The organism is Mesorhizobium sp. WSM4841, from assembly GCF_055811515.1.
Genome location: NZ_JBVVQC010000008.1, coordinates 87706 through 112278 on the forward strand (window position 1 = coordinate 87706; position 24573 = coordinate 112278).

Sequence of the window (24573 nt, forward strand, 5' to 3'; positions counted from 1 at the left end):
TGACGCATGAGGCGCTGGCAGCTTGCTCATGGACGGCATCTCGATCTTGGCGCGAAATCGTTGCTGATGGGGATTTTGAACGTCACGCCTGACAGTTTTTCCGACGGCGGAGAATTCAACCGGCCGGAGCGGGCGCTGCAGCAGGCGCGGAGAATGATCGGCGAGGGCGCGGCGATCATCGATGTCGGCGGCGAATCCACCCGGCCCGGCGCCGGCGCCGTTTCGGCGCGCGAGGAACAATCGCGCATCCTGCCGGTCATCGAGGCGCTGTCGTCCGAAGGCGGCAGCCTGGTTTCGGTCGACACCTACAGGGCCGAGACGGCGCGGCTGGCGGTCGCGGCGGGCGCGCATATCGTCAACGACGTGCATGGCCTGCAGCGCGAACCCGACATCGCGAAGGTTGCGGCGGAAACCGGCGCCGGCCTCGTCATCATGCACACTGGGCGCGGCCGCGAAAAACTGGCGGATGTGATCGCCGACCAGTTCCTGTTCCTGAACAGATCGCTGGAGATCGCGCGCAGCGCCGGCATCCCGGACGATCGGATCGTGCTCGACCCCGGCTTCGCTTTCGCCAAGGACGGAGAGGAAAACCTTGAGCTTATGGCTCGCTTCGGTGAATTGCACGCGCTCGGTTTTCCATTGCTGGTCGGCACGTCACGCAAGCGTCTTGCCCGTCACCTGGTCGGCGGAACTGACGATGGGCGGGACGTCGGCACAGCAGCGACCAGCGTCATCCTGCGGTTGAAGGGCGCTTCGATCTTCCGCGTGCACAACGTCGCAGTCAATCGCGATGCACTGGCTTTCGCCGACGCGGTGCGCGAGCGCGAGACGGTGGAATAATGCATGTCGCCCAAAAGTGCGCAGCGGTTTTGGGATAACGACATGCATAAAAACAAGAACTTAAAGCGTGTCGCATGAATCCTTGAATCCGTTCAAGCGATTCGTGCGACGCGCTTTAGAAGGCGCGTCAGGCGGGCTCGGTGACGACGCCGATCCGCCGGTAGACGAATGGTTCGTCGTGCGAGGGAACTGCCGCAGCACGCTGGGCTTCATCGATCAGCATGGCCATGCGCGCATGGATCGGCGATTTCGCGCAAGCCGGGTCCGTGGCGGCGGCATCGCCGGCAATCGCCATCGCCTGGCAGCGGCAGCCGCCCCAGTCGATCTCACGCCGTTCGCAACTGCGACAGGGCTGCTGCATCCAGTCGGAGCCGCGAAAGGCGTTGAATGCCGGCGAATCCGTCCAGATCTCGGCCAGGCTGCGCGATCCGAAACGCTCAAAGCTGAGCGACGGGATGGTCTGTGCGGCATGGCATGGCAGGACGGTGCCGTCCGGCGTCACCATGAACGCGTCGCGCGCCCAGCCGCCCATGCACGGCTTGGGATAGATAGCGAAATAATCCGGCGGGACGAAATCGATGTTCATGATGCCGGTGAGCCGTTCGCGCGCCGCCGCGACGATCTCCGCCTGCCGGTCGACCGCAGCACGCTCGGGCATCAGTTGATCGCGATTGGTCAGCGCCCAGCCGGCGTACTGCACGTTGGCGATCTCGAGCCGCTCCGCGCCCAGCGAGAGGGCCAGATCGATGAATTCCGGCACCTCCTCGATGTTGTGGCGATGGATCGGCGCGTTGATGGTGAGCGGCAGGCCGGCCGCGCGGGCGCGGCGTGCCGTCTCCAGCTTCTTTTCGTGGCCGCCTTTGTGGTTGCCGATGCGGTCGGTGGTCGCCGGCCGTGCGCCTTGGAAGCTCAGCTGCAGATGGTCGAGCCCGGCTTCGGCAAACGCCTCGATGCGGCCTTCGGCAATGCCGACGCCGGCGGTGATCAGGTTGGTGTAGACGCCGCGCGCCGAAAGCCCGGCGATCAATTGCTCGAGGTCGCGGCGCAGCGTCGGTTCACCGCCCGACAGATGCACCTGGAGAACGCCGAGATCGGCCGCCTGCGAGAACAGATCAAGCCAGGTCTGTGTATCGAGTTCGCGATTGGCCTTCAGCAATTCGAGCGGATTGGAGCAATAAGGGCATTGCAGCGGGCAGCGATGCGTCAGTTCCGCCAGCATGCCGATCGGAGGGAGAAGGGGCTCGCTCATAGTTTTACCAGCAGCTTGTCCGACCATTCCTGCAGGAAGGCGACGACGTCGGCCGCCACGGCCTCCTGTTCCGCGTCATAATCCGCTGCAAGGTCGGCAACGATGTGGCCGACCGTGGACCGTCCATCGCAGCGGCGCAATATATCGAGGCTGATATCGTTCGGCCAAAATACCTTTTCGGGCGAAAGCACGGCGAACGCCTGCCGCACGGGGTCGTATTGTATGCGCACGTGCTTCGGCAGCGATGGCACCGACTGCGGCGACACCAAGGCTCTTTCGCGCAGCGCCATCATCGGGCTGGCTCCGGACGGAAGGCGCCAGGCGGTATATTTCCCGGCTCGGCATAAGCGTGTTGAAGCGCGTCGAGCATGGCCCACAGTATATCGCATTTGAACACCAGCGCATCGATCGCCTGCTGCTGGCGTTCCGCCGTGTCGGCATGGCCGAGCACGTAGGCGAGGGCGAAGTCGGCGTCGCGCGAGGCCTGCTCTGGCCGTCGGCTGAAATAGGCCAGCGTATCTTCGGTGATATATTCGTATCTGGCCAGCATCGCCGGCACCCGCTCGCCGATGATGAGCGGCGAGAACATCTCGGTCAGCGACGACGCGACCGCCTCGAACAGCGTCCGGTTCGTGCAAAAGGAGAGGTAAGCGCCGACCGCGAAACGTGTCGCCGGCAGCGCCAGCCTTTCGCTCTTCACCGCATCGGCATCGAGGCCGAGCGAGGTCGCCAGATGCAGCCAGCGCGCGATACCGCCGCTCCAGCCGTCCTCGCCGTCATGATCCTCGATGCGTTTGCGCCAGGCGGCGCGAAACGCCGGGTCCTCGGCATGTGCGAGGATCATGGCATCCTTGCGCGGGATGACAGCCTGGTAGCAATAGCGGTTCAGCGCCCAGGCCTGCATCTCGGTCCGCGACAGCGCACCGCTGGTCATCCTGTGATGGAAAGGATGGCGGTTGTGATAGCGCTCGGCACCGACCTGACGCAGCACGGCTTCGAGCTCGCTGGAGGACAGTCCGTTCCTGGCCGCGTCGTGGAAATCACTCAAAATTCCATCTCCATCCCGTCGCGGGCGACTTCCCAGCCGGCGGCCTTCACCGCTGCGTGTTCGGCGGAATTCTCGTCCAGAACAGGGTTGGTGTTGTTGATGTGGACGAAGACACGGCGGCCGATCCTCACATCGGCCAGGCCGGCGATCGAACCTGTGTCTCCCGACATTGCCAGATGCCCCATGCGCGCCCCGGTTTTTTGGCCGACGCCGGCAGCAATCATCTCGTCGTCGGCATAGACCGTGCCGTCGAACAGAAGGCAGGCGGCATCGGCCAGGCGCGTGCGCAGGGTCGCATCGATGCGCGCGCAGCCCGGGATGTAGAAGACGGAGCCGCGACTGCCGGCACCAGTGATACGGACGCCGACCGTGTCGCCGGACTCGGAGCTGAAATTGGCATCCGGCTGGCCTCTTTCCTCGAGATAGAGCGCTATCTTGCCGGGCACGGGAAAGCTCTCGACAGTCACGCCGGTGTCGTGGCCGTCTGCATCGCAGATCGCCAGTTCTTCAGCCGGCGGCAAGATGCGCCGCGGCACGAGCGCCGGATCGAGAACATTGAAAATCGAATTCGCCTCCAGCGTCGCCAGAACCTGTGTCGTTGCATAGATGGCGAAGGGTTGCCGCTCACGCAGGCTGAGCAGGCCGGCGACATGATCGACATCGGCATTGGTCAGCACCACCGCACGGATAGGCGTCGAACGCAGCGGCGCATCACGCGCGGGCTGCAATTCAGGCGTTTGCGCAATCTGCTGGCGAATATCGGGCGAGGCGTTGAAGAGCACCCAGCCGGCCCCATCCACCGACGCGGCGACGCTTGATTGGGTTCGCGAATACACGCCAGCCATCCCGATGCGAGCCGCGCGGCTCAGGCGATAGTTGCAATTCCATTGCGGAAAGCCGCCGCCTGCCGCCGAGCCGATGATTTTCAAGCGCATTGCCATGCCCGCTCTGCGGCTCATTCAACCAACAGCAAGTTTTGGACCGCGAATGGCTTCCCAAAGCCTTCCCGAAAACCTCGCGCGGCAAGGCAGTGCGTGCCCCCGTTGCCAGGGACACGCACCTCTGCGGCCTACTTCTTGGGAGGAATTTCAGCAGGCAGATACCGCGAAATTTCGAAGCCCGCAGCAACCTGGCACATGGTCGGTTTCGTCCAGCTCTTCTTCATGGCATTTCTCCTCTTCTACCAGCCCGAAGGGGCCGATCTTTTTCTCAGTCAACCATTGCTGGGCACCATTGCAATGGCTCGTCCATCAGCTCTCAAAATGGACAAATGAAACGGTAGGTTCTGAAAACTCGAAAACAAGACGATCGAAAATAACAATGCTCATGCTTCAATTGCTGATCACGTAAGGCTTCTTCTCCTCCAGGGGAAGGTTTTCACGCTCCCATCCATCGGCGCCGGGCGGATACCAGATCACCGCGCTGTAGCCCCATTCGACGGCCCGTTTCGCGGCATTCCAGGACATCCAGCAATTCGTCATGCAATAGAACAGAATAGCGCGCGATTTGTCGGGACCGGCTTCCGCCGCGAGGCCTTGGCGAAAATAGCTGGCGGTCTCCTCGGAGATAGCGCCGTAACCGACATTGGCGAGCCAGGTGCTGCCTGGGATATCCTTTCTGATCGTGTCTCTCCAAATCGTTCCTGCCGGCAAATTGGCCGGCTTCGGCGTGTTCGGCATGACGTCGAAGAACACCGCCTTCTTCTCCCGCCACAGCGCCTCCGCCTCTGCCGTCGTCACCACGCTTGCGCCCCGCAGCGTCTGCGGCACCGGCGCCCGATATTCGTCCATCCGGTAGCCGCCGGGCTCGGCGACATAGCCAGCCCACATCGGTTGGGTCAGACCCAGAAGGCCCGCAGCGACCAGCAAAATCGTCTCCTTTCCCGTCATAACGGTTTCGTCATTGCGTGATCGGATTATCGTGTTCGTCGATCAGCGGCACATTGTAGTCCAGCAGGATTCTGTTGATCTCCGCCTGGTTTTCCCTGATCACCCGGTTGAGTGTCCGCTTCCATTCCTGGTCGGATGGACGCACGCCCATGGTGATGCGGTAGGACATGCGCGAGCCGGTTTTTTCCTTCACCAGCGGAACGATCGTGAGATCGGCGCCGAGTTCCTTGGCATAGTAGCCTGCCATCGGTCCCCACATGACAGCCGCATCGATCTTGCCGGCGAGCATGTCCTTGATCATGACCTCCCCCATGGAAGCGGTGAGGCGCGTATCCACCGCCAGCGGATAGATCTTTGCCGTTCGCAAGAGCTTGTTGGCGGCCATGTTGGCAGTCGGCGGCGTGCTTTCGACGACACCGATCCTCTTGCCGGTGAGTTTCGGATCCTCGATCGTCTCGACGCCTTCCATGCCTTTGCCCTTCGGGTGCACCAGCACATAGGAGGAGCGATAGTAGGCGTTGGTGTTCTGCACCAGTTTATCGCCCTGAGCGTAACCCATGATGATGTCGCATCGGTTGGCCGCCAGCGTGTTGCGCACGAAGCCAGCGACAACAGGAAACCATGTATAGGCGACGGACTTCCGGCCGGTTTTCGCGGCAACCAGTTCGGCCAGCCTGTTTTCGAAGCCTTCGCCGCTCTCGTCGGTGAAGGGCATGTTCGAAGGATCGGCGCAGACGCGCAGAATGTCGGGGTCGACCAGTTCTCCCGCGGCACCAAGGCCGGCGTCCTGCGCCTGAACGTTCGAAGGCAGCAAGGCGAGTGCGCCGAGCATCGGCAGGACAAAACGCAGCTTCAACGCATCACGGCCAAACATATCATCCACCCATACAGGATGCTTCGGCATCCTTCGCTGCCTGTGGCTTGTTTGATTTCTTCGGCGGCCTGCCGCGGGGCGCCGCACCGTCGGCGCGGGCACGCAGATAGACGTAGAGATCATCCATGTAGCAATAGACGTTCTTGTTGTCGCCAAAAGCGGGCATGACATTCTCCTTGCCGCCGCCGACATTCTTGCGGCCTTCGGCGACGATCGAGAGGAACGTGGCGTAATCCATGGTTTTCAGGCTGTTGACCAAGGCCGGCGCATAGCTCGAACCTGTGCCGTCCGGTCCGTGACAGACATGGCAATCGGAGTGGTACCGGCGGTAACCGCTGAACGTATACCAATCGACGGTCCCTTTTTCGATCTTGTAGGTCGGATTACCCTCCGCATCCAAATGCTTGCCGTCCTCTTCCGTCACCGCCTTGGCTTTTTCCGCGCTGTCCGAGGCCTGCGCGAGACTTGAGCTTGCCAGAGGCAGCAGAGCCAGAGCGAGAGCGGCAATTACAATGCGAACGGACATTCAGACTCTTCCTTCATTTGCCACGGACACGGGTTTGCAGTCGTGAAGCGGCATTGATCGATGTTTTGGGTGCGCGGCGAAATCGAGAGCCCGGTCCTGGCTTCCCGGTGATCCGGGCTCTCGCTTTTCAAGCCTTGGTCTTTTTCACAAGACCCGAGGCGTGCCTAAGGTTCCCGAGTATCAGTCCGGGAGACCGAAGACGGTGAGCTGGCCGCCCAGCGTCGTGTAGTCGGCAAGTGCTGCGTAGCCACCGACCGCTCCCAGACCAGCAGTCCCAACGACCGCGGTCTCGTCGCCTTGCTCACGACCCTGATCGACGGCGCCATGCCAGGCAGCGGCGTTATCGGGCGAAAGCAGTCCACCTGCCAGACCGATACCGGCCCATCCGCCGACGCCGGACAGAACGGCGATGTACTGCTTGCCGCCATGCTCGTAGGCCGTGATGTTGCCGATGATGCCGGACGGGGTCTTGAACTTGTAGAGTTCATTCCCGTCATGATCGACCGCCTTGATGTAGCCCTCGAGCGTGCCGTAGAAGACGACGTCGCCGTCGGTTGCCAGCGCGCCCGACCACACCGAGAACTTCTCGGGCTTCGACCAGACGATCTCGCCCTTGGCAGCATCCCAGGCAATGAAGTTGCCCATGTTGCCGTCACCACCAGGGGGAGGATACATCGACACGGTGGCGCCCACATAAGGCTGGCCGGCAGTGTAGCTCACCTTGTAAGGCTCATAGTCCATGCAGACATGGTTTGTCGGCACGTAGAACAGCCCGGTCTTCGGCGAATAGGCCGCCGGTTGCTGGTCCTTGGTTCCAAGCGCTGCCGGGCAGATGCCCGTCGAGTTGGTGTCTTCGCCGTTCGCCTGGGTCGAATATTTGGCCACGACCTGCGGGCGGCCATACTGGTCGCTGTTGGGGTCCATGTTGACTTCCGTCGCCCAGTTCACTGCCGGATCGTATTTCTTGGCGACGAGAAGTTCGCCACTGGCGCGATCCATGGTGTAGGCAAAGCCATTGCGGTCGAAATGCACCAGCACGTCGTGCTTGGCGCCGTTGACCTCCATGCCGTCGACGAGAATCATCTCGTTGACGCCGTCAAAGTCCCACTCGTCATGCGGGGTCATCTGGTAGAGCCATTTGGCAACACCGGTATCCGCATCGCGAGCCATGATCGTCATCGACCAGCGATTGTCGCCTGGGCGCTGGACCGGGTTCCATGTCGAGGGATTGCCGGTACCATAATAAACCAGGTTCAGCTTGGGATCATAGGAATACCATCCCCATGTCGTGCCGCCGCCTGTCTTCCACTGCTCGCCTTCCCAGGTGTTCGTGCCGGAATCCTTTCCGACAGGCTTGCCGAGATGGGTGGTCTTCTCGGGATCGATCAGGGTTTCTGCGTCCGGACCTTCCGAATAGGCTTTCCAGGCGAGCTTGCCATCTGCCAGATTGTAGGCGGCCAGCCAGCCGCGAACGCCGAATTCAGCGCCGGAGACGCCGACGAGCACCTTGTCCTTGACGACTACGGGTGCTGACGTACCGGATTCGCCCTTTCCGCCGTCGGTCTGGTCGCCGTTCTTGACTGACCAAACGACCTTGCCGGTCTTGGCGTCGAGTGCGACGACGGTGGTGTCGGCCTGGTTGAGAATGATCTTGCCATCACCATAGGCGACGCCACGATTGACCGTGTCGCAGCACATGATTCCAATGACATTCGGGTCTTGCTTGGGCTCGTATTTCCAGAGGATCTTTCCGTCATTGTTGAGATCGAGAGCATAGACGGTGTTCGGGAACGGCGCGTGGACGTACATCACATCGCCGATGATCAGCGGCCCGCCTTCATGGCCGCGCAGCACGCCAGTGGAGAAGCTCCACTTGGCCTGCAGGTTCTTCACATTGTCCTTGGTGATCTGGTTTAGCTTGGAAAAGCGGGTGTTGGCGTAGTCACCCGTCTGCATCACCCAGTCCTTGGGGTTTTCGGCCATTTTCATCAGTTCTTCATTGGCCGACGTCATGTGGACCGCGCCGAACGACATGAGCGCCGCGGTCGTTAGTAGGTAGGCAGTTTTCGCAAGTACACGCATCAAAGTCCTCCCAGGGTTCACAATGACGAATCGTCCGTCGAGCCCACGAGGGCTTGCCCAAGCGATTCATGTGGGGGAAGTATTTCCGGCAGCGTGTCACGACCTAAGCCGAATGAGCAGAGGGCACCGTTACTGCCCATCCCACTTGGCCTACGAAAGACTGTCGCCGCTCCCTAATGACGGTGACGCCCTTGAAGCCGGAAACAGGATGAAGCTATGTCATCCCCAGGCGGAAGGCAAGAAAAATCACTTCCGTCTATGTTGCACTGCAATATAGAGAAATAGATATGAAAAAACCCATACAGAAAGCTATTGATCGACTGTGAACCAGGCCGGATTTATATAAGTTCCCCAATTTTGCGTATTTTTTGGGCGGAATGTATTGATTTTTATTTAATAATATTCATTGGATCGAGTGACATTAAGTATGCGCGCGTCGCTCCGGGTGCCGATAGTGAAGGAGACATGAAATGAAGGTCAGCACCGGGATTCGGAAGGGATAATCGTGCTGTCTGGGAGGCTTTTTGCCGGCCGGTGCGGCCCTGCTCCTTTGGTACTATACGGTGAGCATGAGAACTTGACGGGCGTGGTGGCACGAGGCCAACTGGTGCGGTGATCCTGTCTCGATCCATCGGGCTCGATCTATCGCGTCCAGGCCAATCGGAGGGTTCCCCATGATCAGATATGTCGGGTTTTCGGCCTTGCCGCTGTTGCTCACATCGGCCCTGGCATTCGCAAATCCGGCCGGCGCCGCCGGAGATTATCCGACGGCGACGGTTGTCGACTATGTGCTCGGCTGCATGCAGACGAACGGCCGGACACGTCAGGCGCTGGAGAGCTGTTCCTGCTCGATCGACGTCATCGCCTCGATCATTCCATTCGAGGATTATGAAAGGGCCGAGACCTTCAAGAGCATGTCCCTGACGACAGGGGAGCGTTCGGGACTGTTTCGCGAAAGCGCGCCGGCAAAAGCCGCAAGCACGGAACTGAAGCGCGCGCAGGCGGAAGCCGACGTGCGCTGCTTTTAATGCATTTCGCGCAAAAGCATGCCCTCGGGCTTGAACCGAGGGTGTGCAGCGGTTTTGCGATAACGACATGCATAAAACAACAACCTAAAGCGCGTCGCATGAGGCCGGTCAAACGCGACGCGCTTTAGAGCGTGCCCTGGTAAGAGCGCAGACGGCGGCGGGACAACCGCTGCATGTGGTTTCGAGGCTTCAGAGTCCCGTAGCCTCCAGTGGCCATTGATTGTGAAATATCTTGCCATCCGTATCGATCGCTTCGACCTGGATATCGCCAGTGCCGTGCGCGGTGAAATCGAACCGGAAATTGGGGTCTTCCGAAATCGATATTCCACCTTCCATCGAGAGGATCGGCCGGTCTGCCTGCGAGATCGACAGTTTCTGAACAAAATGCGCGGGGATGAAATACTGGGTCAGCGGATTGCGCTGCAGGCCCGAATTGTTCGGGTGCCGGATCATCAGCTGCAATTCCTGCGCCTTTGTCATCGTCTCTTGAGGCGGGAACTGGCGCAGCTTCATCTGCCCCATCGTCGCCATCGCCTCGTCCTGGTTCTTGACTGCCGGGGCGGAGCATCCGCCTGACGCCTTGACGAAGGTCTGAGCCATGTGAAGTTCGCCGCTCTGCGTTTCTGCTATGGCACGCAAATAGGAATAGTCGTTGACGCGCACGCGCGTCGACAGATGTGTCACGCCGGCGTCCTCGCCGATCTGGAACGTCGCCGCCACCGGTGCCGGATTGACGTCGATGATCAATGTGACGGATTTGATGCCGTCGGGCGCCTTGGCGGGGTCGATATAGATGTCGACGGGCACGATGGCGGCATCCTGCGCCCGCTTCGGCGCCTCGACCCTGACGACGCCGCTATCGATCAGAATTGCCCGATCGCCGAACACGTCGCCTTTCAAATCCTGCCAGATCCTGTCCGAAGATGCGGTTGTCTGCTGCGCGTTGGCGGCTCCGGACGAGCCAAAGAGCGTGCCGACGGCCAGGATGATCGCGACAAGGATGGCTGCGAGCGGCAAGACGAGCTGCCGGCTCCGGTAAGCGTGATCTTGCATTCGATGCCTCCACCAATATCAGAGAGGTGGTGCCCAGGCGATGTCCAGGATACGCCTTTGACGATGCGTTTGGCAAATCGATCCACCTGATAGCGTCCAACGCTGTCGGTTTGATCTATTCCCATTCGAGTTCGGCAAAGGCGGCCGTGGCATTGCGCTCATTGTAGTCGTCGAACAGATGCCAATTGCCCCGTTCGCTTCCGCCGGCGGTTTTGACTGCCTCGCTGAGCGGCACCCCGTCGGCGATCGCCTTGCGAATATCGCGCGCCAGAACTTCGAAATAGCGCCGCTCCGCCGTCAGCGCCTCAGGCCAGCCGGCCGGCACCGGGCCATGACCCGGCACGGCGCGCGCGGCGCCGATCGCGGCCAGCGCATTCATCTGGCGGAGCCAGCCGAGCAGCGACCCGTCGAGCGTCGGCAAGGAACCTATGAAAACGAGATCGCCGGCAAACAGCGTGCGGGTCGCGCTGTCGAAGACGGTCAGGTCGTTGTCGGTGTGAGCCGCCTTCCATGCCTGCAATTCGAGCACGCGCCCGCCGAGGTCGAGCTGCAGGCGGTCGTCGACCAGCATCGTCGGCGGTATGATCTCGATCCCTTCCATCAGCGCGTCGCCGATCTGTTCGCGAAAGCTTTGCAGGTAGAACGCGCCGCGTGCCTCGAGCGCGCGCGGCAGATTGCGATGGCCGACAATGGTGGCGCCGATCTCCCGGAACGCCGCGTTGCCGAAGATGTGGTCGGGGTGCATGTGGGTGTTGATCAGGTAGCGAACCGGCTTGGCGCTCATCTTGCCGATCGCGGCGATGAGGGCGTTCGCCTCGACCAGGCTGCCGCCGCTGTCGATGACGGCAACGGCGTCGCTGCCGACGACGACGCCCAGGTTCGAGATCGCGCCCTGGTTGGCGGGGCTCATCAATTCATCGACGCCCTGGAAGGCGAAGACGCCGTCGGCGACGTTCCTGAGCTTGAATTCAAGCCCGCCGGCAGCGGCGAGAGCGGCCCGCCCGAGGCAACAGGGCAGCATCGCGGCACTGACCGCGGTGCAGGCGAAGCCATTCACAAGCTTGCGTCTTGTCCGATCGATCGGCATGGCTTCCCCGATATGAATTCGAGCCGTAAGGCGATCAGGCCACGCCCGGAAATTTTTGGTGGAACGACCGTAAAAGGTCGCTCATCACCTGTGGATTGCGATAGTGCCGCGGCAGCCTTACGTCGAACATGCCGAGCACATGGGCCGGCCGCTGTGCGAGAACGATGATGCGATCCGACAGCATCAGCGCCTCGCGCAGATTGTGCGTTACCATCAGGGCGGTGGTAGGCCGCGCCGACCACACGGTCAAAAGCAGGTGCCGAAGCCGCTCGGCGGTTCGTTCGTCGAGCGAGGCAAAGGGTTCGTCCAGGAAAAGCACCGCCGGTTCGGTGGCGAAGGCCCTGGCAAGTGCTGCCCTGCGCGCAAGGCCGAGCGAAAGCTCCGCCGGGTAGAGCGAGCGCATGCCAGCGAGGCCGAGTGTGTCGAACAGCCCGTCGAGGTTCTTCGTTCTCAGGCTTTTCGGCAGCGCCAGCCTGACATTCTGCTCCACCGTCCGCCACGGCAGCAAGATCGGCTCCTGGAACACGGCGGCGATCCGGTTGGAGCCGCCTTCAGGCAGTTGAAACGAGCCGGAAAAGTCTTTGTCCAATCCAAGCAGGATGCGCAGCGTCGTGGTCTTGCCGCAGCCCGACGGGCCCAGCAAGCAGGCGAATTCGCCTTGCCGGACCTCGAAGGAAAGGTCCTGGAGCGCCGTGATCGAGACGCCCTGCGCGGACCTGAAGGTCTTTTCGGCGATGTCGACCCTAAGCGGGACGACGGCGCCAACGGGTTGCATGTCGTTCAACGGGCTGCACCAGAAGGAGTTCGATGACAAGCATCACCGTCACGAAAGCCAGCGTGTAGGCAAGAATGGCGGCGACGTCGAAGAGCTGGAAATAAAGATAGATCTGAAAGCCGACGCCGTTGGAGCGGCCGAGCAGTTCGACCACAAGGACGATCTTCCAGATGAGGGCGATGCCGGATCGTGAGGCGGCGGCAAGATAGGGCTGCAATTGCGGCAGCAGGACGTGGCGGATGCGTTCGAGGGGACCGAAGCGGTAGACGGCGGCCATTTCGGCGTAATTCGGATCAAGCGCCCTGGCGCCTTCGCGCATCGTCACCACGACATTCGGGATCTTGTTGACGGCAACTGCGCCAATCGCCGCCGCTTCGTTGAGGCCGAACCAGATGTAGGCGAGCACGATGACGACCAGCGCGGGAATGTTGAGAAACAGGACCAGCCAGGGACTGAAGAACCGGTCTGCGCTGCGGTGGCTGCCGAGGAGAACGCCGATCACTGAGCCAACGACCATCGCGACGACATATGCCGCGGCAACCCGGCCGAGTGTCGCGCCGAGATGGTAGAAAAGGTCGCCGTTTGCCGCCTCTGGGAGCAGCACCTGCCAGACCTGTCCCGGCCCAGGAAAGACACGGCTCGGCCAGGCATTTGCCGCAAGACCCCACAGCAGGCAAAGCCCGAGCAGAGACACCGCGACCGTCAGCACGGGTGTCAGCGCCGCTGCAAGGCCGGATTGGCTGGAGATGTCGGCCGCAGCGCCAGGCGGGCGATCGCCGGTGTCCGGTGCGGTCATTTCGGCAGCTCCTGCCAGAACGTGCCGGGCGCCATCTCGGGCGCGCGGCCGACCAGCTTGTCGCCGCCGATCTCGGCCAGCACGCGGTAGAGCCTGCCCGCGTCGGCCGCATCCTCGGCGACGGGGCGTCTGGGAATGCCCTCGCGATAGCGGTCACGCAGTTTGGCCAATTCCTTGCCTTGCGCGCGGATAATCGGTGCCAGGCGCAGCCACTCGTCGTCGGATCTGGCCAGCAAGCCCTTGGCCTGCGCCGAAGCCTTGATGAAGCCCCTGACGGCGTCCGGATTTTCGTTCGCCCATTTGTCATGAAAGACATAGCCGAGCGCCGATACGGCGCCCGAGGCCCCGAGCGCTTTCGCCGCATCATCGGCGCCGATCAGCCGACGAAAGCCGTTGGCCTCGAGCCGGGCGCAAAAATGCCAGAAATTGAGCACCGCATCGAGTTCGCCTTGCATCGCCTTTTCCGAAATCAGCGGCGGCGCGCCAAAGACGATGTCGCTGGTTGCCGGCAGGTCGAGGCCGTGATCGCGTCTGGCCAGCGCCTGGATCAGCAGCCAGCTTTTGTCGAGAGGCCCGCCGGCGACGCCGATCTTTTTTCCCTTGAGATCGATGATCGTGCGGATCGGCGCCCCCTCCTTCACCATGATCGCCCCGACGGCGGTCGAATAGGGGACCAATGTGAGGTCGACGCCTTCCGAGCGCTGGCGCGAGACCCACAGCCAGTCGGAGACGATGATGTCGATCGCGCCGGCCAGCATGGCGACGTTGGTCGCATCCTCGCCGGCGAAATCGAGAATCTCCAGATCGATGCCGTTGGCTGCGTCGAACTTGTGTTGTTTCATGGTGTCAAGCGCCCAACTCACGGTGCCGAACTTCAGCACACCAATGCGAACATTGGTCGTGGCGAAGGAGGGCCTTGAGACAAGCGCCGCGGCTGTTCCGAGAGCTGCCAGACGGAGCGTTCCTCGACGCGAAATCATGATGATGCCTCCTCCCGGGGCCGTAATAGACCGGGGCGCGATCAGATCGCATGGTCTTTGTTCGGGAAAGCGCATTTCCAGCGCTTGACCTTGAGGGTCGGGTGTTCCTGCGACCATTTCGCGATTTCGCTGGGCGCCAGCATCATACATTGGAACAGAGAGCCACGGCTCTCGAAATAGAGATGCTCGTCTCGGCAATTGCCCGGATTGGCAATCAGGCAAACCGTCAATATGAGGTCGACCATATCCATTCAGCACCTCTTGCGCGCTTGAAGACGCCCGCTTCGGCGAGATCCGGCCCGATCTGCGAGCCTGGACAAAATCGCCAACTGCCGGAGTCCCGAGGTGCCCATGGAAAACCGGAATGGTTTGAGGCTACGCGTTCGCCCGATGGCCGTCAACAAAGGCGAATGGATGGGGCGCCGGAACCGAGCGCGCTCTGAACTTCGGGGGACGTCGCCGATACCTGAAACAAAAAACCCGCCTCGGGGCGGGTCGTTGGCGCAATCATCATTCCAATTAAATTCCTAGCGTAACTGCCGTCATCTGTCAAGTTGGAACTACCCCTGGTTGCAAGACAATCGCTTCCGTTTGCGCAGCCCCTCATCGCCCTCCGTTGCGGCCAGCCCCCTTCGCCCCGTCACTACACGGGGAGAAGGTGCCGGCAGGCGGATGAGGGGCAGCGCCGACGTCGCCAATACGACTTGGACCGTCCCTTTTTTCTGAAGCGATTGCGTGTGCGAACCGCTGCATGGTTGACATCGCTCATCTGCCGGGTAGCTTCCAGGATGCAGGCGCCGCAACTCCACTGGGGAGAAGCTTTCGCTCTGCCATAAACGACGCATGCCGATGATCAAAACAACGGCGTGCGCAAATCGTCCAGGGCACCTTGACGATCAATGAGGAAATGCCATGCGTGCAATCGCATTTTTCGCCGTCGTGTCCGTTGCGACCTTTGTCACAAACCAATCGCAGGCACAGGATGCCGCCGCGGGTGAGAAGGTCTTCGCCAAATGCAAGGCCTGCCACGTCGTCGACAAGGACCAGAACAAGATCGGTCCATCGTTGAGCGGCGTTATCGGCCGGACGGCCGGCACGCATCCGGGGTTCAAATATTCCAAGCCCATGACCGAGGCGGGTAAATCCGGCGTCAAATGGGACGAAGCCACGCTGACGACCTATCTTCGCGACCCGAAGGCCATGGTCAAGGGCACGAAGATGGCGTTTCCCGGTCTCAAGAAAGACGAGGATCTCGCCAACGTCATCGCCTATCTGAAGCAATACTCCAAGTAACCCGGTTCTTCCGCAGGAAGTAACCCGGTTCTTCCGCAGGAAGTAGCGTTACTTCGCCGGCCGTTCTAACTGCGTTCGGCCGGCGCCGCGCTGATGGCCGGCGCCGCCGGTCAAGCGGCGTCTTGCAGCCTCCGCATGGCGGAAGGCAGGTCGAGCAGGCCGTCGCAAACGAGGTCGGCGCCAAGCTCTTCAACGGCAATTTGGGTGTAGCCGCCGCGCAGCAGAATGACGGGCATGCCGGCGGAGCGGGCGGCGACCACGTCGGCGCTGCTGTCTCCGACCATCAGCGTGTCGCAAGGCTCGACCTGAAGCTGGTCGAGCGCCAGCAGCAGAGCGTCGGGCGCCGGTTTCAGGCATGTCACCGCGTCTCCGCCGACGATCGCGCCGAGATGTTCCGTCAGCCCAAAATGCAGCAGGATTTCGCGAGCCGCCAACTGCGGCTTGTTGGTCACCACGCCCATGGCTATTCCGCTCAAGTGGAAGTGGGTGAGAACCTCCCTGACGCCAGGCATCAGCGTCGTCAGGCCGGTCAGATGTTTGCGGTAGATCGGCGCCATGGCGCGGTTGGCCTCGTCAAGCGCGCTGCCGAGGAGCGGCATACCGGAAGCGGCGAAGACTCGCTCGACCAGTTTCCTGACGCCGCCGCCGATCATCGCCTTGACCTGTAGCAGGCGCAGCGGCGGCAGATCGCGGCCGGCCAGCAACTCGTTGACGGCGGCCGTTATATCAGGCGCCGAATCGACCAGCGTGCCGTCGAGATCGAACAGGATCGCTTTCGACGATCGAAACGGCCTACTCATGCCGACGTTCATGCGGCGTCCTTCCACTTGATCGAGCAGCCGATCGAAGCGATCTGGTCCAGCGGTCCGTCGCCGGTTCTGGCAATTTGCTTCATCGCCTCGAACAGGTCGCGCCTCAGCCCGGGCGGTCCGGCGTCGCGTCGCGCCGCGTCCAGCCGGCCGCGATATTGCAGCGTCAAGTCGCTGTTGAGCCCGAAGAAATCCGGAGTGCAAACGGCTCCATAGGCACGCGCCACCGTCTGGCGCTCGTCGTGGAGGTAGGGGAAAGTGAAGCCGTTCGTCCTGGCGAAGAGCTTCATGTTGTCGAAGGAATCATCCGGATAGGCGTCGGCATCGTTGGAATTGATCGCGACAAAGCCGATGCCTTCGGGCTTGAGGTCGTTGGCATCGCGGACGATGCGGGAAATCGCCGCCTTCACATAAGGGCAATGGTTGCAGATGAAGGCCACGACCAGCCCGTTCGGGCCGGCGTGGCTGAAGATCGAATGCGATTTGCCGTCGACGCCGGGCAAAACGGCATCGATGGCTTGCCAGCCGAAATCGCAGACAGGTGGGATTGCCGCCAAGGTTTCCTCCGATGAAATGTTTGGCCTCCGATGAGACGGTTTACGCGGCTTTCCGGATCGCCCCGTCGGCTGCCTGTCTGATGGCGCCGATATTGGCGCGATAGGCAGCTTCGGTGCCGCCCTTGAAGATGGCCGAGCCGGCGACCAGCACATTCGCGCCGGCCGCGGTGACCAGCGGAGCGGTCTCGGGCGTGACGCCGCCGTCGATCTCGATGTCGATCGGGCGGTTGCCGATCAGTGCCTTGACCCGCCTGACCTTGTCGACCACAGCCGGAATGAACGCCTGACCGCCGAAACCCGGATTGACGGTCATCAGAAGCACCAGATCGAGCCGGTCGAGCACATACTCGATGACGCTTTCCGGCGTCGACGGATTCAGCGACACGCCGGCCTTCCTGCCGAGATTCCTGATCGCCTGAAGCGAACGGTCGAGATGCGGCCCGGCCTCGGCATGCACCGTGATGATGTCGCAGCCGGCATCGGCGAAGGCGGCGAGATAGGCGTCGGCCGGCGCGATCATCAGGTGGCAGTCGAAGATCTTGTCCGTTCGATCACGGATCGCCTTGATCACCGGCGGACCGAAGGTGATGTTGGGCACGAAATGGCCGTCCATCACGTCGAGATGGATCCAGTCGGCGCCCGCCCGGACGACCGCTTCGACCTCGTCGCCGAGCCGCGAGAAGTCCGCAGAAAGCACCGAGGGCGCGATGATTGTCTTGGTACCCATGGTCGTCGGCTCCCATTCTGTCTTCCGTATCCGGTCGCTGCACACCAACCGGCGTCATCTTGTCAGCGCGCCTTCGTCTCCGGTTCGCCTTCGAGCTTGCCTTCCGCGAACACGCGGCTGCCGCGAATATCGGATTCTTCAATGGTGATAAGGTCGGTCTTCGTCAACACCCGGTCGCGCGACGCGAAAAGCCGGTTGGCCTGGCGAAGCCGCGCCCGATCGAGCCCATTGCGGACCGAGCGGGCGTTGGAGAAATGCGGCAGCCGCATGCGGATCGGGAGATACTCTTCGAGCGCCTTGGCCGCCGCCTCGCTGAGACGGTAATTCTGTTCCGCCAGCATGATCTCGGCGATCGATTTGAGTTCGCTGACGCCGTAGTCGGGAAAATCGAGGTGGTGGGCGATGCGCGAGCGCATGCCGGGATTGCTGTCGAAGAAGCGGTCCATCTTGTTCTTGTAGCCGGCAAGAATCACAACCAGATCGTCACGGTTGTTTTCCATGCATTGCAGCAGGATTTCGATCGATTCCTGGCCGTAGTCGCGTTCGTTCTCGGGCTTGTAGAGATAGTAGGCCTCGTCGATGAAAAGCACCCCGCCCATGGCGCGCTTGATCACTTCGCGGGTTTTGGGCGCGGTGTGACCGACATACTGGCCGACGAGATCGTCTCGCGTCACCGCGACCATGTGGCCTTCGCGGACATAGCCGAGACGATGAAGGATTTCGGCCATCCTCAGCGCCACGGTGGTCTTTCCGGTGCCGGGATTTCCGGTAAAGTTCATGTGCAGCGTCGGCGCGCCCGAGGTCAGGCCGAACTTGCGGCGAAGCCGGTCGACCAGGAGCAGCGCCGCGATCTCGCGGATGCGGGTCTTGATGGGCTTCAGGCCAACGAGTTCGCGGTCCAGCTTGTCCATCACCTCGTCGATGTTGGACGCCTCGAACTCGGCCTGCAGATCGACCGGTTCGTCCTGCGCGGCAGTGCCCTTTGCTATCGCGTCCAGCATGGTTTCGGCTAGCTCCGCTCGCCTTCGGGCCTGTCGGTCGCATAAGGCACGATCGAATAGCCCTGGCTGCGGCCGTCGCGCTCCTGGCGCAGCAGCCGGAACCCGGGTTCGTTGGGCGGCCGGTTGACGATGAACGACATGCGCGGCGCTTCCCAGCCCTTGGTCGAATCGAAGGCGGTGACCCGGACATACATGTTGGGCATGGCTTTCCGGCAGCTGTTGATTTCAAGCAGGATGCCCGCCGGGTCCTTCAGGTCGAACATCGGGTTGCCGTACATTTCCCAATAGGTGTTTCGCGGATGCGGATCGTCCGTGTACTCGACGCTGACCGCCCAGTGGTTTTTCAGCGCGTATTTGATCTGCGCCGAAATCTGCTCATCGGTCAGGTCGGGGAGGAACGAAAACTGTCCCTGCGTGACCTTGTTTCCCGGATTGGTCATCATGGCGACGGTTCCTTTCGTCTAGAAGCTGGGCGTTGCGGTTGGCACGAAGTCGGCCGTGTCGGTCGATTCGTAGTTGAAGGTGACGTCCTTCCAGGTCTCCAGGGCCGCCTTCAGCGGCGTGCACCATCTGGCCGCCTGTTCGAGGATTTTGGTCCCTTCGCGCAGATAGTCACGGCCCTCGTTGCGGGCGAGGATCATCGCCTCCAACGCGACACGATTGGCCGTCGCGCCGGCCTGGATGCCATCCGGATGGCCGATCGTGCCGCCGCCGAACTGCAGGACGACGTCCTCGCCGAGATAATGGATCAACTGGTGCATCTGGCCGGCATGGATGCCGCCCGAGGCGACGGGCATCACCTTGTTGAGCGAGGCCCAGTCCTGATCGAAGAACAGCCCGGTTTCGAGGTTCTGCGGCGTGCGCTCCTCGCGCAGCGTGTCATAAAAACCCTTGATCATCAGCGGGTCGCCTTCCAGCTTGCCGACCACCGTGCCGGCATGGATGTGATCGACGCCGGCCATCCGCATCCATTTGCAGATGACGCGAAAATTCATGCCGTGGTTCTTCTGGCGCGAATAGGTCGAGTTGCCGGCGCGGTGCAGGTGCAGGATCATGTCGTTGCGGCGTGCCCACTTGGCCATCGACTGGATCGCCGTGTAGCCAATGACGAGGTCGATCATGACGATGCAGGAGCCAAGCTGTTTTGCGAATTCGGCGCGCTCGTACATCTCCTCCATCGTGCCGGCGGTGACGTTGAGATAATGGCCCTTGACTTCGCCGGTGGCGGCCGACGCCTTGTTCACAGCCTCCATGCAGTAGAGGAAGCGGTCGCGCCAGTGCATGAAGGGCTGCGAGTTGATGTTCTCGTCGTCCTTGACGAAGTCGAGGCCACCCTTCAGCGCCTCGTAGACGACGCGGCCGTAGTTGCGGCCTGACAGGCCAAGCTTCGGCTTCGTTGTCGCGCCGAGCAGTGGCCGGCCAAACTTGTCGAGCCGCTCGCGTTCCACCACGATGCCGGTCGCCGGGCCCTGGAAGGTTTTGAGGTAAGCCACCGGGATGCGCATGTCCTCGAGCCGCAAGGCCTTGACTGCCTTGAAGCCGAACACGTTGCCGATGATCGATGCAGTCAGGTTGGCGATTGAGCCCGGCTCGAACAGGTCGAGGTCGTAGGCGATGTAGGCGAAGTACTGCTGCTCGGTCTTGGTGCCTGGACCTGTGTTCGGCACCGGCTCGGATTTGAACGCCTTGGCGCGGTAGAGCTCGCAGGCGGTCAGCCTGTCGGTCCACACCACGGTCCATGTCGCTGTAGAGGATTCACCGGCGATGGCGGCGGCCGCCTCCTCGTGGTCGACGCCGGGCTGCGGCGTGATCCGAAACATGGCGATCAGGTCGGTCTCCTTGGGCCGGTAGTCCGGCTCCCAGTAGCCCATCTTCTTATAGGGAATGACGCCCGACTTGTAGCGTTCCTTGCCTTCCTTGAGCGTGCCTGCTGACGGCATGTCGATCTTGTTCATGACAGGTCTCCTGTTTGCCGCTCAGGCGGCTTTCGCGGTTGCGATTTGCGGGTCGAGTTTTCCCGCGGCGTAACGTTTCGCCATCTCGTCCATGGCGATGACCCTGATCTTCGAGGCGTTGCCCGCCGTGCCGAAGCGTTCGAAGCGATCGCGGAAAAGATCGCGCAGGGCGTCCATGGCGGGTTTCAAGAATTTGCGCGGGTCGAATTCGCGCGGATCCTCCGTCGCGACGCGGCGGAACTGCCCGGCCATGGCCATGCGGCAATCGGTGTCGATGTTGACCTTGCGCACGCCGTAGCGGATGCCGCGCTCGATCTCCTCGACCGGAACGCCAAAGGTCTGGGGCATCTCGCCGCCATATCGGTTGATGACGTCCTGCAGTTCCTGCGGCACCGAGGAAGAGCCATGCATGACCAGATGCGTGTTGGGCAGCTTTTCGTGGATCGCCTCGATCACCTGCATGGCCAGGATGCCGCCGTCGGGCTTGCGGCTGAATTTGTAGGCGCCGTGCGAAGTGCCGCAGGCGATCGCCAGCGCGTCGACCTGGGTGGCGGTGACGAAGTCGACCGCCTGATCGGGATCGGTCAAAAGCTGGTCGTGGGAAAGCGCGCCTTCGGCGCCGTGGCCGTCCTCGGCCTCGCCCTGGCCGGTCTCCAGCGAGCCGAGCACGCCGAGCTCGCCTTCGACGGAAGCGCCGACCCAATGCGCCATGCGTGCGACACGTTCGGTGATGGCGACGTTGTAGTCGTAGCTCGCCGGCGTCTTGGCGTCCGCCATCAGCGACCCGTCCATCATCACCGAGGTGAAGCCGTGGCGGATCGCCGAAAGGCAGGTGGCTTCGTTGTTGCCGTGGTCCTGATGGATGCAGAGCGGAATGGCCGGATGCATTTCGGTCAGCGCCTCCATCATCTTGGCCAGCATGATGTCGTTGGCATAGGAGCGAGCGCCGCGCGAGGCCTGGATGATGACTGGCGCGTCGCAGGCCCTGGCTGCCTCCATGATGGCAAGGCCCTGTTCCATGTTGTTGATGTTGAATGCCGGAACGCCGTAGCCATGCTCGGCGGCATGGTCGAGAAGCTGGCGAAGGGTGATGCGGGCCATTGTCGGGTCCTCCTAGATGATGAGCTTCAGCGCCGCTGCGGCGACGGCTTCGGGCGTGATGTCGAAATGCCGGTAGAGATCCGGGGCAGGGGCGCTGGCGCCGAAACCGGCCATGCCGACGAACACGCCGGTGTCGCCGATCCAGCGATCCCAGCCCAGCCGTGCCGCGGCTTCGACCGCAATGCGTGGCGCCGAGCCGAGAACGGCCTTGCGGGTGTCGGTATCCTGTTCCTCAAAAAGCTCCCAACACGGCATCGAGACGACCGCGGCGGCAATGCCGTGCCCGGCCTCCAGCCGTTCGGCGGCGGCAACGGCGATCTCGACCTCCGAGCCGGTGGCGATCAGCGTCACGGCGCGGTGCTCGGTCGGCTCGCGCAGGACGTAGGCGCCCTGGCTCGACCGGTTCTCGTCGCTACATGCTTGGCGCAGCATCGGCAGGTTCTGCCGCGAGAGCACCAGCACGCTCGGCCGGGTCTTGCACTTCAGCGCCAATTCCCAGCATTCCGCCGTTTCGATGATGTCGGCCGGACGGAAGACGTTGAGGTTCGGCGTCGCCCGCAGCATCGCAAGGTGCTCGATCGGCTGGTGGGTCGGGCCGTCCTCGCCGAGGCCGATGGAATCATGGGTCATCACATAGATGACGCGCTGGCCCATGAGCGCCGAGAGCCGCATCGCGCCGCGCGCATAGTCGGCGAAACACAGGAAGGTGCCGCCATAAGGCACGAAGCCGCCATGCAGTGCGATGCCGTTCATGGCCGCGGCCATGCCGTGTTCACGGATGCCGTAGTGGATGTAACGGCCGGCATAGTCATCCGGCGCTATGCGATCCATGCCCTTGGTGATCGTCAGGTTCGAGTGCGTCAGATCGGCGGAGCCGCCGACGGTCAGGTCGGTTGCGGCGTTGATCGCAGCGAGCGCCATTTCGGAGGCTTTTCGCGTTGCAACCTTGGTCGCCTTTTCGACATGCTCGTTGCGGAAGGCGTGGAGCGCTTCGAAGACCGCGTCGGGCAGGGTGCCGGCGACCGCGCTCTCGAAGGCCTGGCGCTGCGGCGAGGCGGCAAGCCGCTGCTCCCAGGCGCGGCGTGCCGCTTGCCCGCGCTCGGCAATTTCGCGCCAGGCGAACAGGATGTCGTCCGGCACCTCGAACGGCGCGTAGGCCCAGCAGATGTTTTCGCGCGTCGCGGCGATCTCCGCGTCGCCCAACGGCGCGCCATGCGTCTTTTCCGAACCGCCCAGATTGGGCGCGCCCTTGCCGATCACCGTGCGGCAGGCAATCAGCGACGGCCGGTCAGACTGCTGCGCCGCTTCGATTGCCGCTGCAACGGCTTCCGTGTCGTGGCCGTCCACCGATTGGACATGCCATCCGGCGGCTTTGAACCGTGCCGGCTGGTCCATCGATGTCGACAGCGAAGTCGGTCCGTCGATCGAGATCGCATTGTCGTCCCAGAAGACGATCAGCCGGGACAGCTTCAGATGGCCAGCAAGGTCGATCGCCTCGTGGCTGATGCCTTCCTGCAGGCAGCCGTCGCCGGCGATCGCGTAGGTGAAATGGTCGACGAGATCGGCGCCGTGGCGGGCAGCAAGCATGCGCTCGGCCAGCGCCATGCCGACGGCGTTCGAAATGCCTTGTCCAAGCGGACCGGTCGTCGTCTCGATGCCAAGCGCATGGCCATATTCGGGATGTCCGGCGGTGCGGCTGCCCAGCTGGCGAAACCGCTGCAATTCCTCGATCGGCATGTCTTCGTAGCCGAGCAGGTAATGCAGCGCATATTGCAGCATCGAGCCGTGCCCGGCCGAAAGCACGAAGCGGTCGCGATCGGGCCAGTTGGGCGCCGACGGATCGATATTGATGAAGCGGCTGAACAGCACCGTCGCGACATCGGCCATGCCCATCGGCATGCCCGGATGACCGGAATTGGCCTTTTGGACGCTGTCCATCGCCAGTGCGCGAATGGCGTTCGCCATGTCGCGTTCCGAGACGGCGGCGACGGGCTTCAGGGCTGCTGCTTGGCTGTTCATGGCGTCCTCCTCACGACACACGGTTCTTGCGTTCGATCAATTGCAGGATGAGCGGCGTCAGGATCAGCTGCATGGCAAGATCGAGCTTGTTGCCTGGCACCACTATGGAATTCGGCCGCGACATGAAGGAGTCGTGGATCATCGAAAGCAGGTAGGGGAAATCGATGCCGCGGGGATTGGCGAAGCGGATGACCAGCATCGATTCGTCGGGCGTCGGAATCCAGCGCGCGATGAACGGGTTGGACGTGTCAACGATCGGCACGCGCTGGAAGTTGATGGCGGTCTGCGAGAACTGCGGGACGATGTAGCGGACATAGTCCGGCATACGGCGCAGGATCACGTCCATCACCGCCTCGGTGGAATAGCCGCGGGTTGCGCGGTCGCGATGGATCTTCTGGATCCATTCGAGATTGATGACCGGCACCACGCCGATCCTGAGGTCAGCGTGCCGGGCCAGGTTGATCTTGTCGGTGACGACGCAGCCATGCAGGCCCTCGTAGAACAGCAGGTCGCTCGGCGGGAATTCGCGCCATTCGGTAAATTGTCCCGGCGGCGTGCCGTACTGCTTCTCCTCGTCCTCGTCATGGATGTAGGTGCGGGTCTTCCCGGTTCCGCGGCGGCCATATTCCTCAAAAACCTCTTCGAGGATTGCGAGTTCGTTGGCCTCGGCATGGAAGTGGGTGAAGTTCGGATTGCCCGCCTTCTCCTCCTCGGCCACCTTTGTCTTCATCGTGGCGCGGTCGTAGCGGTGAAAGGCATCGCCCTCGATGAAGGCGGCGTCGATGTTCTCGCGCCGGAAGATCAGCTCGAAGATGCGCTTGACCGAGGTGGTGCCTGCGCCCGACGACCCGGTGATGGTGATGATGGGGTGCTTCGCCGACATG

General features: G+C 62.2%; 27 protein-coding genes. 4 read left to right on the forward strand and 23 right to left on the reverse strand.

What is annotated here, in order from left to right:
* Window positions 1-6: 6 nt before the first annotated feature.
* On the forward strand, window positions 7-840 hold the full coding sequence (gene folP / locus AC0L14_RS12150) for a dihydropteroate synthase (protein WP_473749606.1): 834 nt from the start codon (window positions 7-9) through the stop codon (window positions 838-840).
* A gap of 127 nt (window positions 841-967) precedes the next feature.
* On the opposite strand, the gene pqqE is transcribed toward folP, so the two are convergent.
* The 4 genes from pqqE to pqqB are packed head-to-tail and all read right to left on the reverse strand — an operon-like array spanning window position 968 to window position 4072.
* Window positions 968-2089: a pyrroloquinoline quinone biosynthesis protein PqqE gene (gene pqqE / locus AC0L14_RS12155; protein ID WP_473749608.1), complete on the reverse strand. Its 1122-nt coding sequence runs from the start codon at window positions 2087-2089 to the stop codon at window positions 968-970.
* On the reverse strand, window positions 2086-2382 hold the full coding sequence (pqqD, locus tag AC0L14_RS12160) for a pyrroloquinoline quinone biosynthesis peptide chaperone PqqD (protein WP_473749610.1): 297 nt from the start codon (window positions 2380-2382) through the stop codon (window positions 2086-2088). The genes pqqE and pqqD overlap by 4 nt, the downstream gene beginning before the upstream one ends.
* Window positions 2379-3137, reverse strand: a complete 759-nt coding sequence (gene pqqC / locus AC0L14_RS12165; protein WP_473749611.1) for a pyrroloquinoline-quinone synthase PqqC — start codon at window positions 3135-3137, stop codon at window positions 2379-2381. The genes pqqD and pqqC overlap by 4 nt, the downstream gene beginning before the upstream one ends.
* Entirely contained in the window at window positions 3134-4072 is a 939-nt protein-coding gene (gene pqqB / locus AC0L14_RS12170; protein WP_473749723.1) for a pyrroloquinoline quinone biosynthesis protein PqqB, read from the reverse strand. The genes pqqC and pqqB overlap by 4 nt, the downstream gene beginning before the upstream one ends.
* Before the next feature lie 201 nt (window positions 4073-4273).
* On the opposite strand from pqqB, the gene AC0L14_RS12175 reads away from it, so the two are divergent.
* Window positions 4274-4411: a hypothetical protein gene (locus tag AC0L14_RS12175; RefSeq protein ID WP_165848570.1), complete on the forward strand. Its 138-nt coding sequence runs from the start codon at window positions 4274-4276 to the stop codon at window positions 4409-4411.
* A 57-nt stretch (window positions 4412-4468) separates the two neighbouring features.
* On the opposite strand, the gene AC0L14_RS12180 is transcribed toward AC0L14_RS12175, so the two are convergent.
* The 4 genes from AC0L14_RS12180 to AC0L14_RS12195 all read right to left on the reverse strand — a co-directional run bounded on the left by AC0L14_RS12180 (window position 4469) and on the right by AC0L14_RS12195 (window position 8508).
* On the reverse strand, window positions 4469-5026 hold the full coding sequence (locus tag AC0L14_RS12180) for a PQQ-dependent catabolism-associated CXXCW motif protein (RefSeq protein WP_473749612.1): 558 nt from the start codon (window positions 5024-5026) through the stop codon (window positions 4469-4471).
* A 10-nt stretch (window positions 5027-5036) separates the two neighbouring features.
* Window positions 5037-5900 (reverse strand): quinoprotein dehydrogenase-associated putative ABC transporter substrate-binding protein, encoded by an 864-nt coding sequence (locus AC0L14_RS12185; protein ID WP_473749613.1) that lies wholly within the window; start codon window positions 5898-5900, stop codon window positions 5037-5039.
* Window position 5901: 1 nt separating this feature from the next.
* Window positions 5902-6426, reverse strand: a complete 525-nt coding sequence (locus tag AC0L14_RS12190) for a c-type cytochrome, methanol metabolism-related (RefSeq protein ID WP_473485471.1) — start codon at window positions 6424-6426, stop codon at window positions 5902-5904.
* Window positions 6427-6606: 180 nt separating this feature from the next.
* A complete protein-coding gene (locus AC0L14_RS12195) occupies window positions 6607-8508 on the reverse strand; it encodes a methanol/ethanol family PQQ-dependent dehydrogenase (protein WP_473485472.1) in 1902 nt (633 codons plus the stop codon).
* Window positions 8509-9182: 674 nt separating this feature from the next.
* Here AC0L14_RS12195 and AC0L14_RS12200 point away from each other — a divergent pair.
* On the forward strand, window positions 9183-9536 hold the full coding sequence (locus tag AC0L14_RS12200) for a hypothetical protein (protein WP_473749615.1): 354 nt from the start codon (window positions 9183-9185) through the stop codon (window positions 9534-9536).
* Between the two features lie 189 nt (window positions 9537-9725).
* Here AC0L14_RS12200 and AC0L14_RS12205 read toward each other — a convergent pair whose 3' ends face one another.
* From AC0L14_RS12205 to AC0L14_RS12230, 6 genes are all read right to left on the reverse strand, one after another.
* Entirely contained in the window at window positions 9726-10589 is an 864-nt protein-coding gene (locus AC0L14_RS12205) for a quinoprotein dehydrogenase-associated SoxYZ-like carrier (protein WP_473749616.1), read from the reverse strand.
* A 115-nt stretch (window positions 10590-10704) separates the two neighbouring features.
* On the reverse strand, window positions 10705-11676 hold the full coding sequence (locus tag AC0L14_RS12210) for a quinoprotein relay system zinc metallohydrolase 2 (protein ID WP_473749617.1): 972 nt from the start codon (window positions 11674-11676) through the stop codon (window positions 10705-10707).
* Window positions 11677-11710: 34 nt separating this feature from the next.
* The gene (locus AC0L14_RS12215) at window positions 11711-12451 is read right to left on the reverse strand and encodes an ABC transporter ATP-binding protein (RefSeq protein WP_473749724.1); all 741 of its coding nucleotides are present in this window, start codon (window positions 12449-12451) and stop codon (window positions 11711-11713) included.
* Window positions 12420-13247, reverse strand: coding sequence for an ABC transporter permease (locus AC0L14_RS12220; protein WP_473749618.1), 828 nt, complete (start codon window positions 13245-13247; stop codon window positions 12420-12422). Before AC0L14_RS12220 ends, AC0L14_RS12215 begins: the two co-directional genes overlap by 32 nt.
* Window positions 13244-14227 carry an ABC transporter substrate-binding protein gene (locus AC0L14_RS12225; protein WP_473749619.1) on the reverse strand — a complete coding sequence of 328 codons (984 nt, stop codon included), beginning with the start codon at window positions 14225-14227 and terminating at the stop codon, window positions 13244-13246. Before AC0L14_RS12225 ends, AC0L14_RS12220 begins: the two co-directional genes overlap by 4 nt.
* A gap of 41 nt (window positions 14228-14268) precedes the next feature.
* A complete protein-coding gene (locus AC0L14_RS12230) occupies window positions 14269-14478 on the reverse strand; it encodes a hypothetical protein (protein ID WP_473637918.1) in 210 nt (69 codons plus the stop codon).
* Window positions 14479-15139: 661 nt separating this feature from the next.
* Here AC0L14_RS12230 and AC0L14_RS12235 point away from each other — a divergent pair.
* Window positions 15140-15520, forward strand: a complete 381-nt coding sequence (locus tag AC0L14_RS12235) for a c-type cytochrome (protein ID WP_473749620.1) — start codon at window positions 15140-15142, stop codon at window positions 15518-15520.
* Window positions 15521-15630: 110 nt separating this feature from the next.
* On the opposite strand, the gene gph is transcribed toward AC0L14_RS12235, so the two are convergent.
* From gph to AC0L14_RS12280, 9 genes are all read right to left on the reverse strand, one after another.
* Complete coding sequence (gene gph, locus AC0L14_RS12240; RefSeq protein WP_473749621.1) at window positions 15631-16332, reverse strand: phosphoglycolate phosphatase; 702 nt, start codon at window positions 16330-16332, stop codon at window positions 15631-15633.
* On the reverse strand, window positions 16329-16886 hold the full coding sequence (locus tag AC0L14_RS12245) for a thioredoxin family protein (RefSeq protein ID WP_123148281.1): 558 nt from the start codon (window positions 16884-16886) through the stop codon (window positions 16329-16331). Before AC0L14_RS12245 ends, gph begins: the two co-directional genes overlap by 4 nt.
* A 40-nt stretch (window positions 16887-16926) precedes the next feature.
* Window positions 16927-17613 (reverse strand): ribulose-phosphate 3-epimerase, encoded by a 687-nt coding sequence (gene rpe / locus AC0L14_RS12250; protein ID WP_473749623.1) that lies wholly within the window; start codon window positions 17611-17613, stop codon window positions 16927-16929.
* Window positions 17614-17675: 62 nt separating this feature from the next.
* On the reverse strand, window positions 17676-18614 hold the full coding sequence (gene cbbX, locus AC0L14_RS12255) for a CbbX protein (RefSeq protein WP_473749624.1): 939 nt from the start codon (window positions 18612-18614) through the stop codon (window positions 17676-17678).
* An 8-nt stretch (window positions 18615-18622) separates the two neighbouring features.
* Window positions 18623-19057 (reverse strand): ribulose bisphosphate carboxylase small subunit, encoded by a 435-nt coding sequence (locus tag AC0L14_RS12260; protein ID WP_473749625.1) that lies wholly within the window; start codon window positions 19055-19057, stop codon window positions 18623-18625.
* A gap of 18 nt (window positions 19058-19075) precedes the next feature.
* Window positions 19076-20569 (reverse strand): ribulose-bisphosphate carboxylase large subunit, encoded by a 1494-nt coding sequence (locus AC0L14_RS12265; RefSeq protein ID WP_095496323.1) that lies wholly within the window; start codon window positions 20567-20569, stop codon window positions 19076-19078.
* Window positions 20570-20590: 21 nt separating this feature from the next.
* Window positions 20591-21670: a class II fructose-bisphosphate aldolase gene (fba, locus tag AC0L14_RS12270; RefSeq protein ID WP_473749626.1), complete on the reverse strand. Its 1080-nt coding sequence runs from the start codon at window positions 21668-21670 to the stop codon at window positions 20591-20593.
* A gap of 12 nt (window positions 21671-21682) precedes the next feature.
* Complete coding sequence (gene tkt / locus AC0L14_RS12275) at window positions 21683-23689, reverse strand: transketolase (protein ID WP_473749627.1); 2007 nt, start codon at window positions 23687-23689, stop codon at window positions 21683-21685.
* A 10-nt stretch (window positions 23690-23699) separates the two neighbouring features.
* The gene (locus AC0L14_RS12280) at window positions 23700-24572 is read right to left on the reverse strand and encodes a phosphoribulokinase (protein WP_473485486.1); all 873 of its coding nucleotides are present in this window, start codon (window positions 24570-24572) and stop codon (window positions 23700-23702) included.
* Window position 24573: the final 1 nt, after the last annotated feature.

Bases quoted from the DNA above. Each gene is read 5' to 3' on its own strand.
- AC0L14_RS12205 (WP_473749616.1), bottom strand. From the start codon at position 10,589: ATGCAAGATCACGCTTACCGGAGCCGGCAGCTCGTCTTGCCGCTCGCA.
- AC0L14_RS12210 (WP_473749617.1), bottom strand. From the start codon at position 11,676: ATGCCGATCGATCGGACAAGACGCAAGCTTGTGAATGGCTTCGCCTGC.
- AC0L14_RS12195 (WP_473485472.1), bottom strand. From the start codon at position 8,508: ATGCGTGTACTTGCGAAAACTGCCTACCTACTAACGACCGCGGCGCTC.
- folP (WP_473749606.1), top strand. From the start codon at position 7: ATGAGGCGCTGGCAGCTTGCTCATGGACGGCATCTCGATCTTGGCGCG.
- pqqD (WP_473749610.1), bottom strand. From the start codon at position 2,382: ATGATGGCGCTGCGCGAAAGAGCCTTGGTGTCGCCGCAGTCGGTGCCA.
- rpe (WP_473749623.1), bottom strand. From the start codon at position 17,613: ATGGGTACCAAGACAATCATCGCGCCCTCGGTGCTTTCTGCGGACTTC.
- AC0L14_RS12265 (WP_095496323.1), bottom strand. From the start codon at position 20,569: ATGAACAAGATCGACATGCCGTCAGCAGGCACGCTCAAGGAAGGCAAG.
- AC0L14_RS12260 (WP_473749625.1), bottom strand. From the start codon at position 19,057: ATGATGACCAATCCGGGAAACAAGGTCACGCAGGGACAGTTTTCGTTC.
- pqqE (WP_473749608.1), bottom strand. From the start codon at position 2,089: ATGAGCGAGCCCCTTCTCCCTCCGATCGGCATGCTGGCGGAACTGACG.
- AC0L14_RS12185 (WP_473749613.1), bottom strand. From the start codon at position 5,900: ATGTTTGGCCGTGATGCGTTGAAGCTGCGTTTTGTCCTGCCGATGCTC.
- gph (WP_473749621.1), bottom strand. From the start codon at position 16,332: ATGAACGTCGGCATGAGTAGGCCGTTTCGATCGTCGAAAGCGATCCTG.
- AC0L14_RS12280 (WP_473485486.1), bottom strand. From the start codon at position 24,572: ATGTCGGCGAAGCACCCCATCATCACCATCACCGGGTCGTCGGGCGCA.
- fba (WP_473749626.1), bottom strand. From the start codon at position 21,670: ATGGCCCGCATCACCCTTCGCCAGCTTCTCGACCATGCCGCCGAGCAT.
- pqqB (WP_473749723.1), bottom strand. From the start codon at position 4,072: ATGCGCTTGAAAATCATCGGCTCGGCGGCAGGCGGCGGCTTTCCGCAA.
- AC0L14_RS12235 (WP_473749620.1), top strand. From the start codon at position 15,140: ATGCGTGCAATCGCATTTTTCGCCGTCGTGTCCGTTGCGACCTTTGTC.
- AC0L14_RS12175 (WP_165848570.1), top strand. From the start codon at position 4,274: ATGGTCGGTTTCGTCCAGCTCTTCTTCATGGCATTTCTCCTCTTCTAC.
- AC0L14_RS12200 (WP_473749615.1), top strand. From the start codon at position 9,183: ATGATCAGATATGTCGGGTTTTCGGCCTTGCCGCTGTTGCTCACATCG.
- AC0L14_RS12180 (WP_473749612.1), bottom strand. From the start codon at position 5,026: ATGACGGGAAAGGAGACGATTTTGCTGGTCGCTGCGGGCCTTCTGGGT.
- AC0L14_RS12220 (WP_473749618.1), bottom strand. From the start codon at position 13,247: ATGACCGCACCGGACACCGGCGATCGCCCGCCTGGCGCTGCGGCCGAC.
- AC0L14_RS12215 (WP_473749724.1), bottom strand. From the start codon at position 12,451: ATGCAACCCGTTGGCGCCGTCGTCCCGCTTAGGGTCGACATCGCCGAA.
- AC0L14_RS12190 (WP_473485471.1), bottom strand. From the start codon at position 6,426: ATGTCCGTTCGCATTGTAATTGCCGCTCTCGCTCTGGCTCTGCTGCCT.
- AC0L14_RS12225 (WP_473749619.1), bottom strand. From the start codon at position 14,227: ATGATTTCGCGTCGAGGAACGCTCCGTCTGGCAGCTCTCGGAACAGCC.
- tkt (WP_473749627.1), bottom strand. From the start codon at position 23,689: ATGAACAGCCAAGCAGCAGCCCTGAAGCCCGTCGCCGCCGTCTCGGAA.
- cbbX (WP_473749624.1), bottom strand. From the start codon at position 18,614: ATGCTGGACGCGATAGCAAAGGGCACTGCCGCGCAGGACGAACCGGTC.
- AC0L14_RS12230 (WP_473637918.1), bottom strand. From the start codon at position 14,478: ATGGATATGGTCGACCTCATATTGACGGTTTGCCTGATTGCCAATCCG.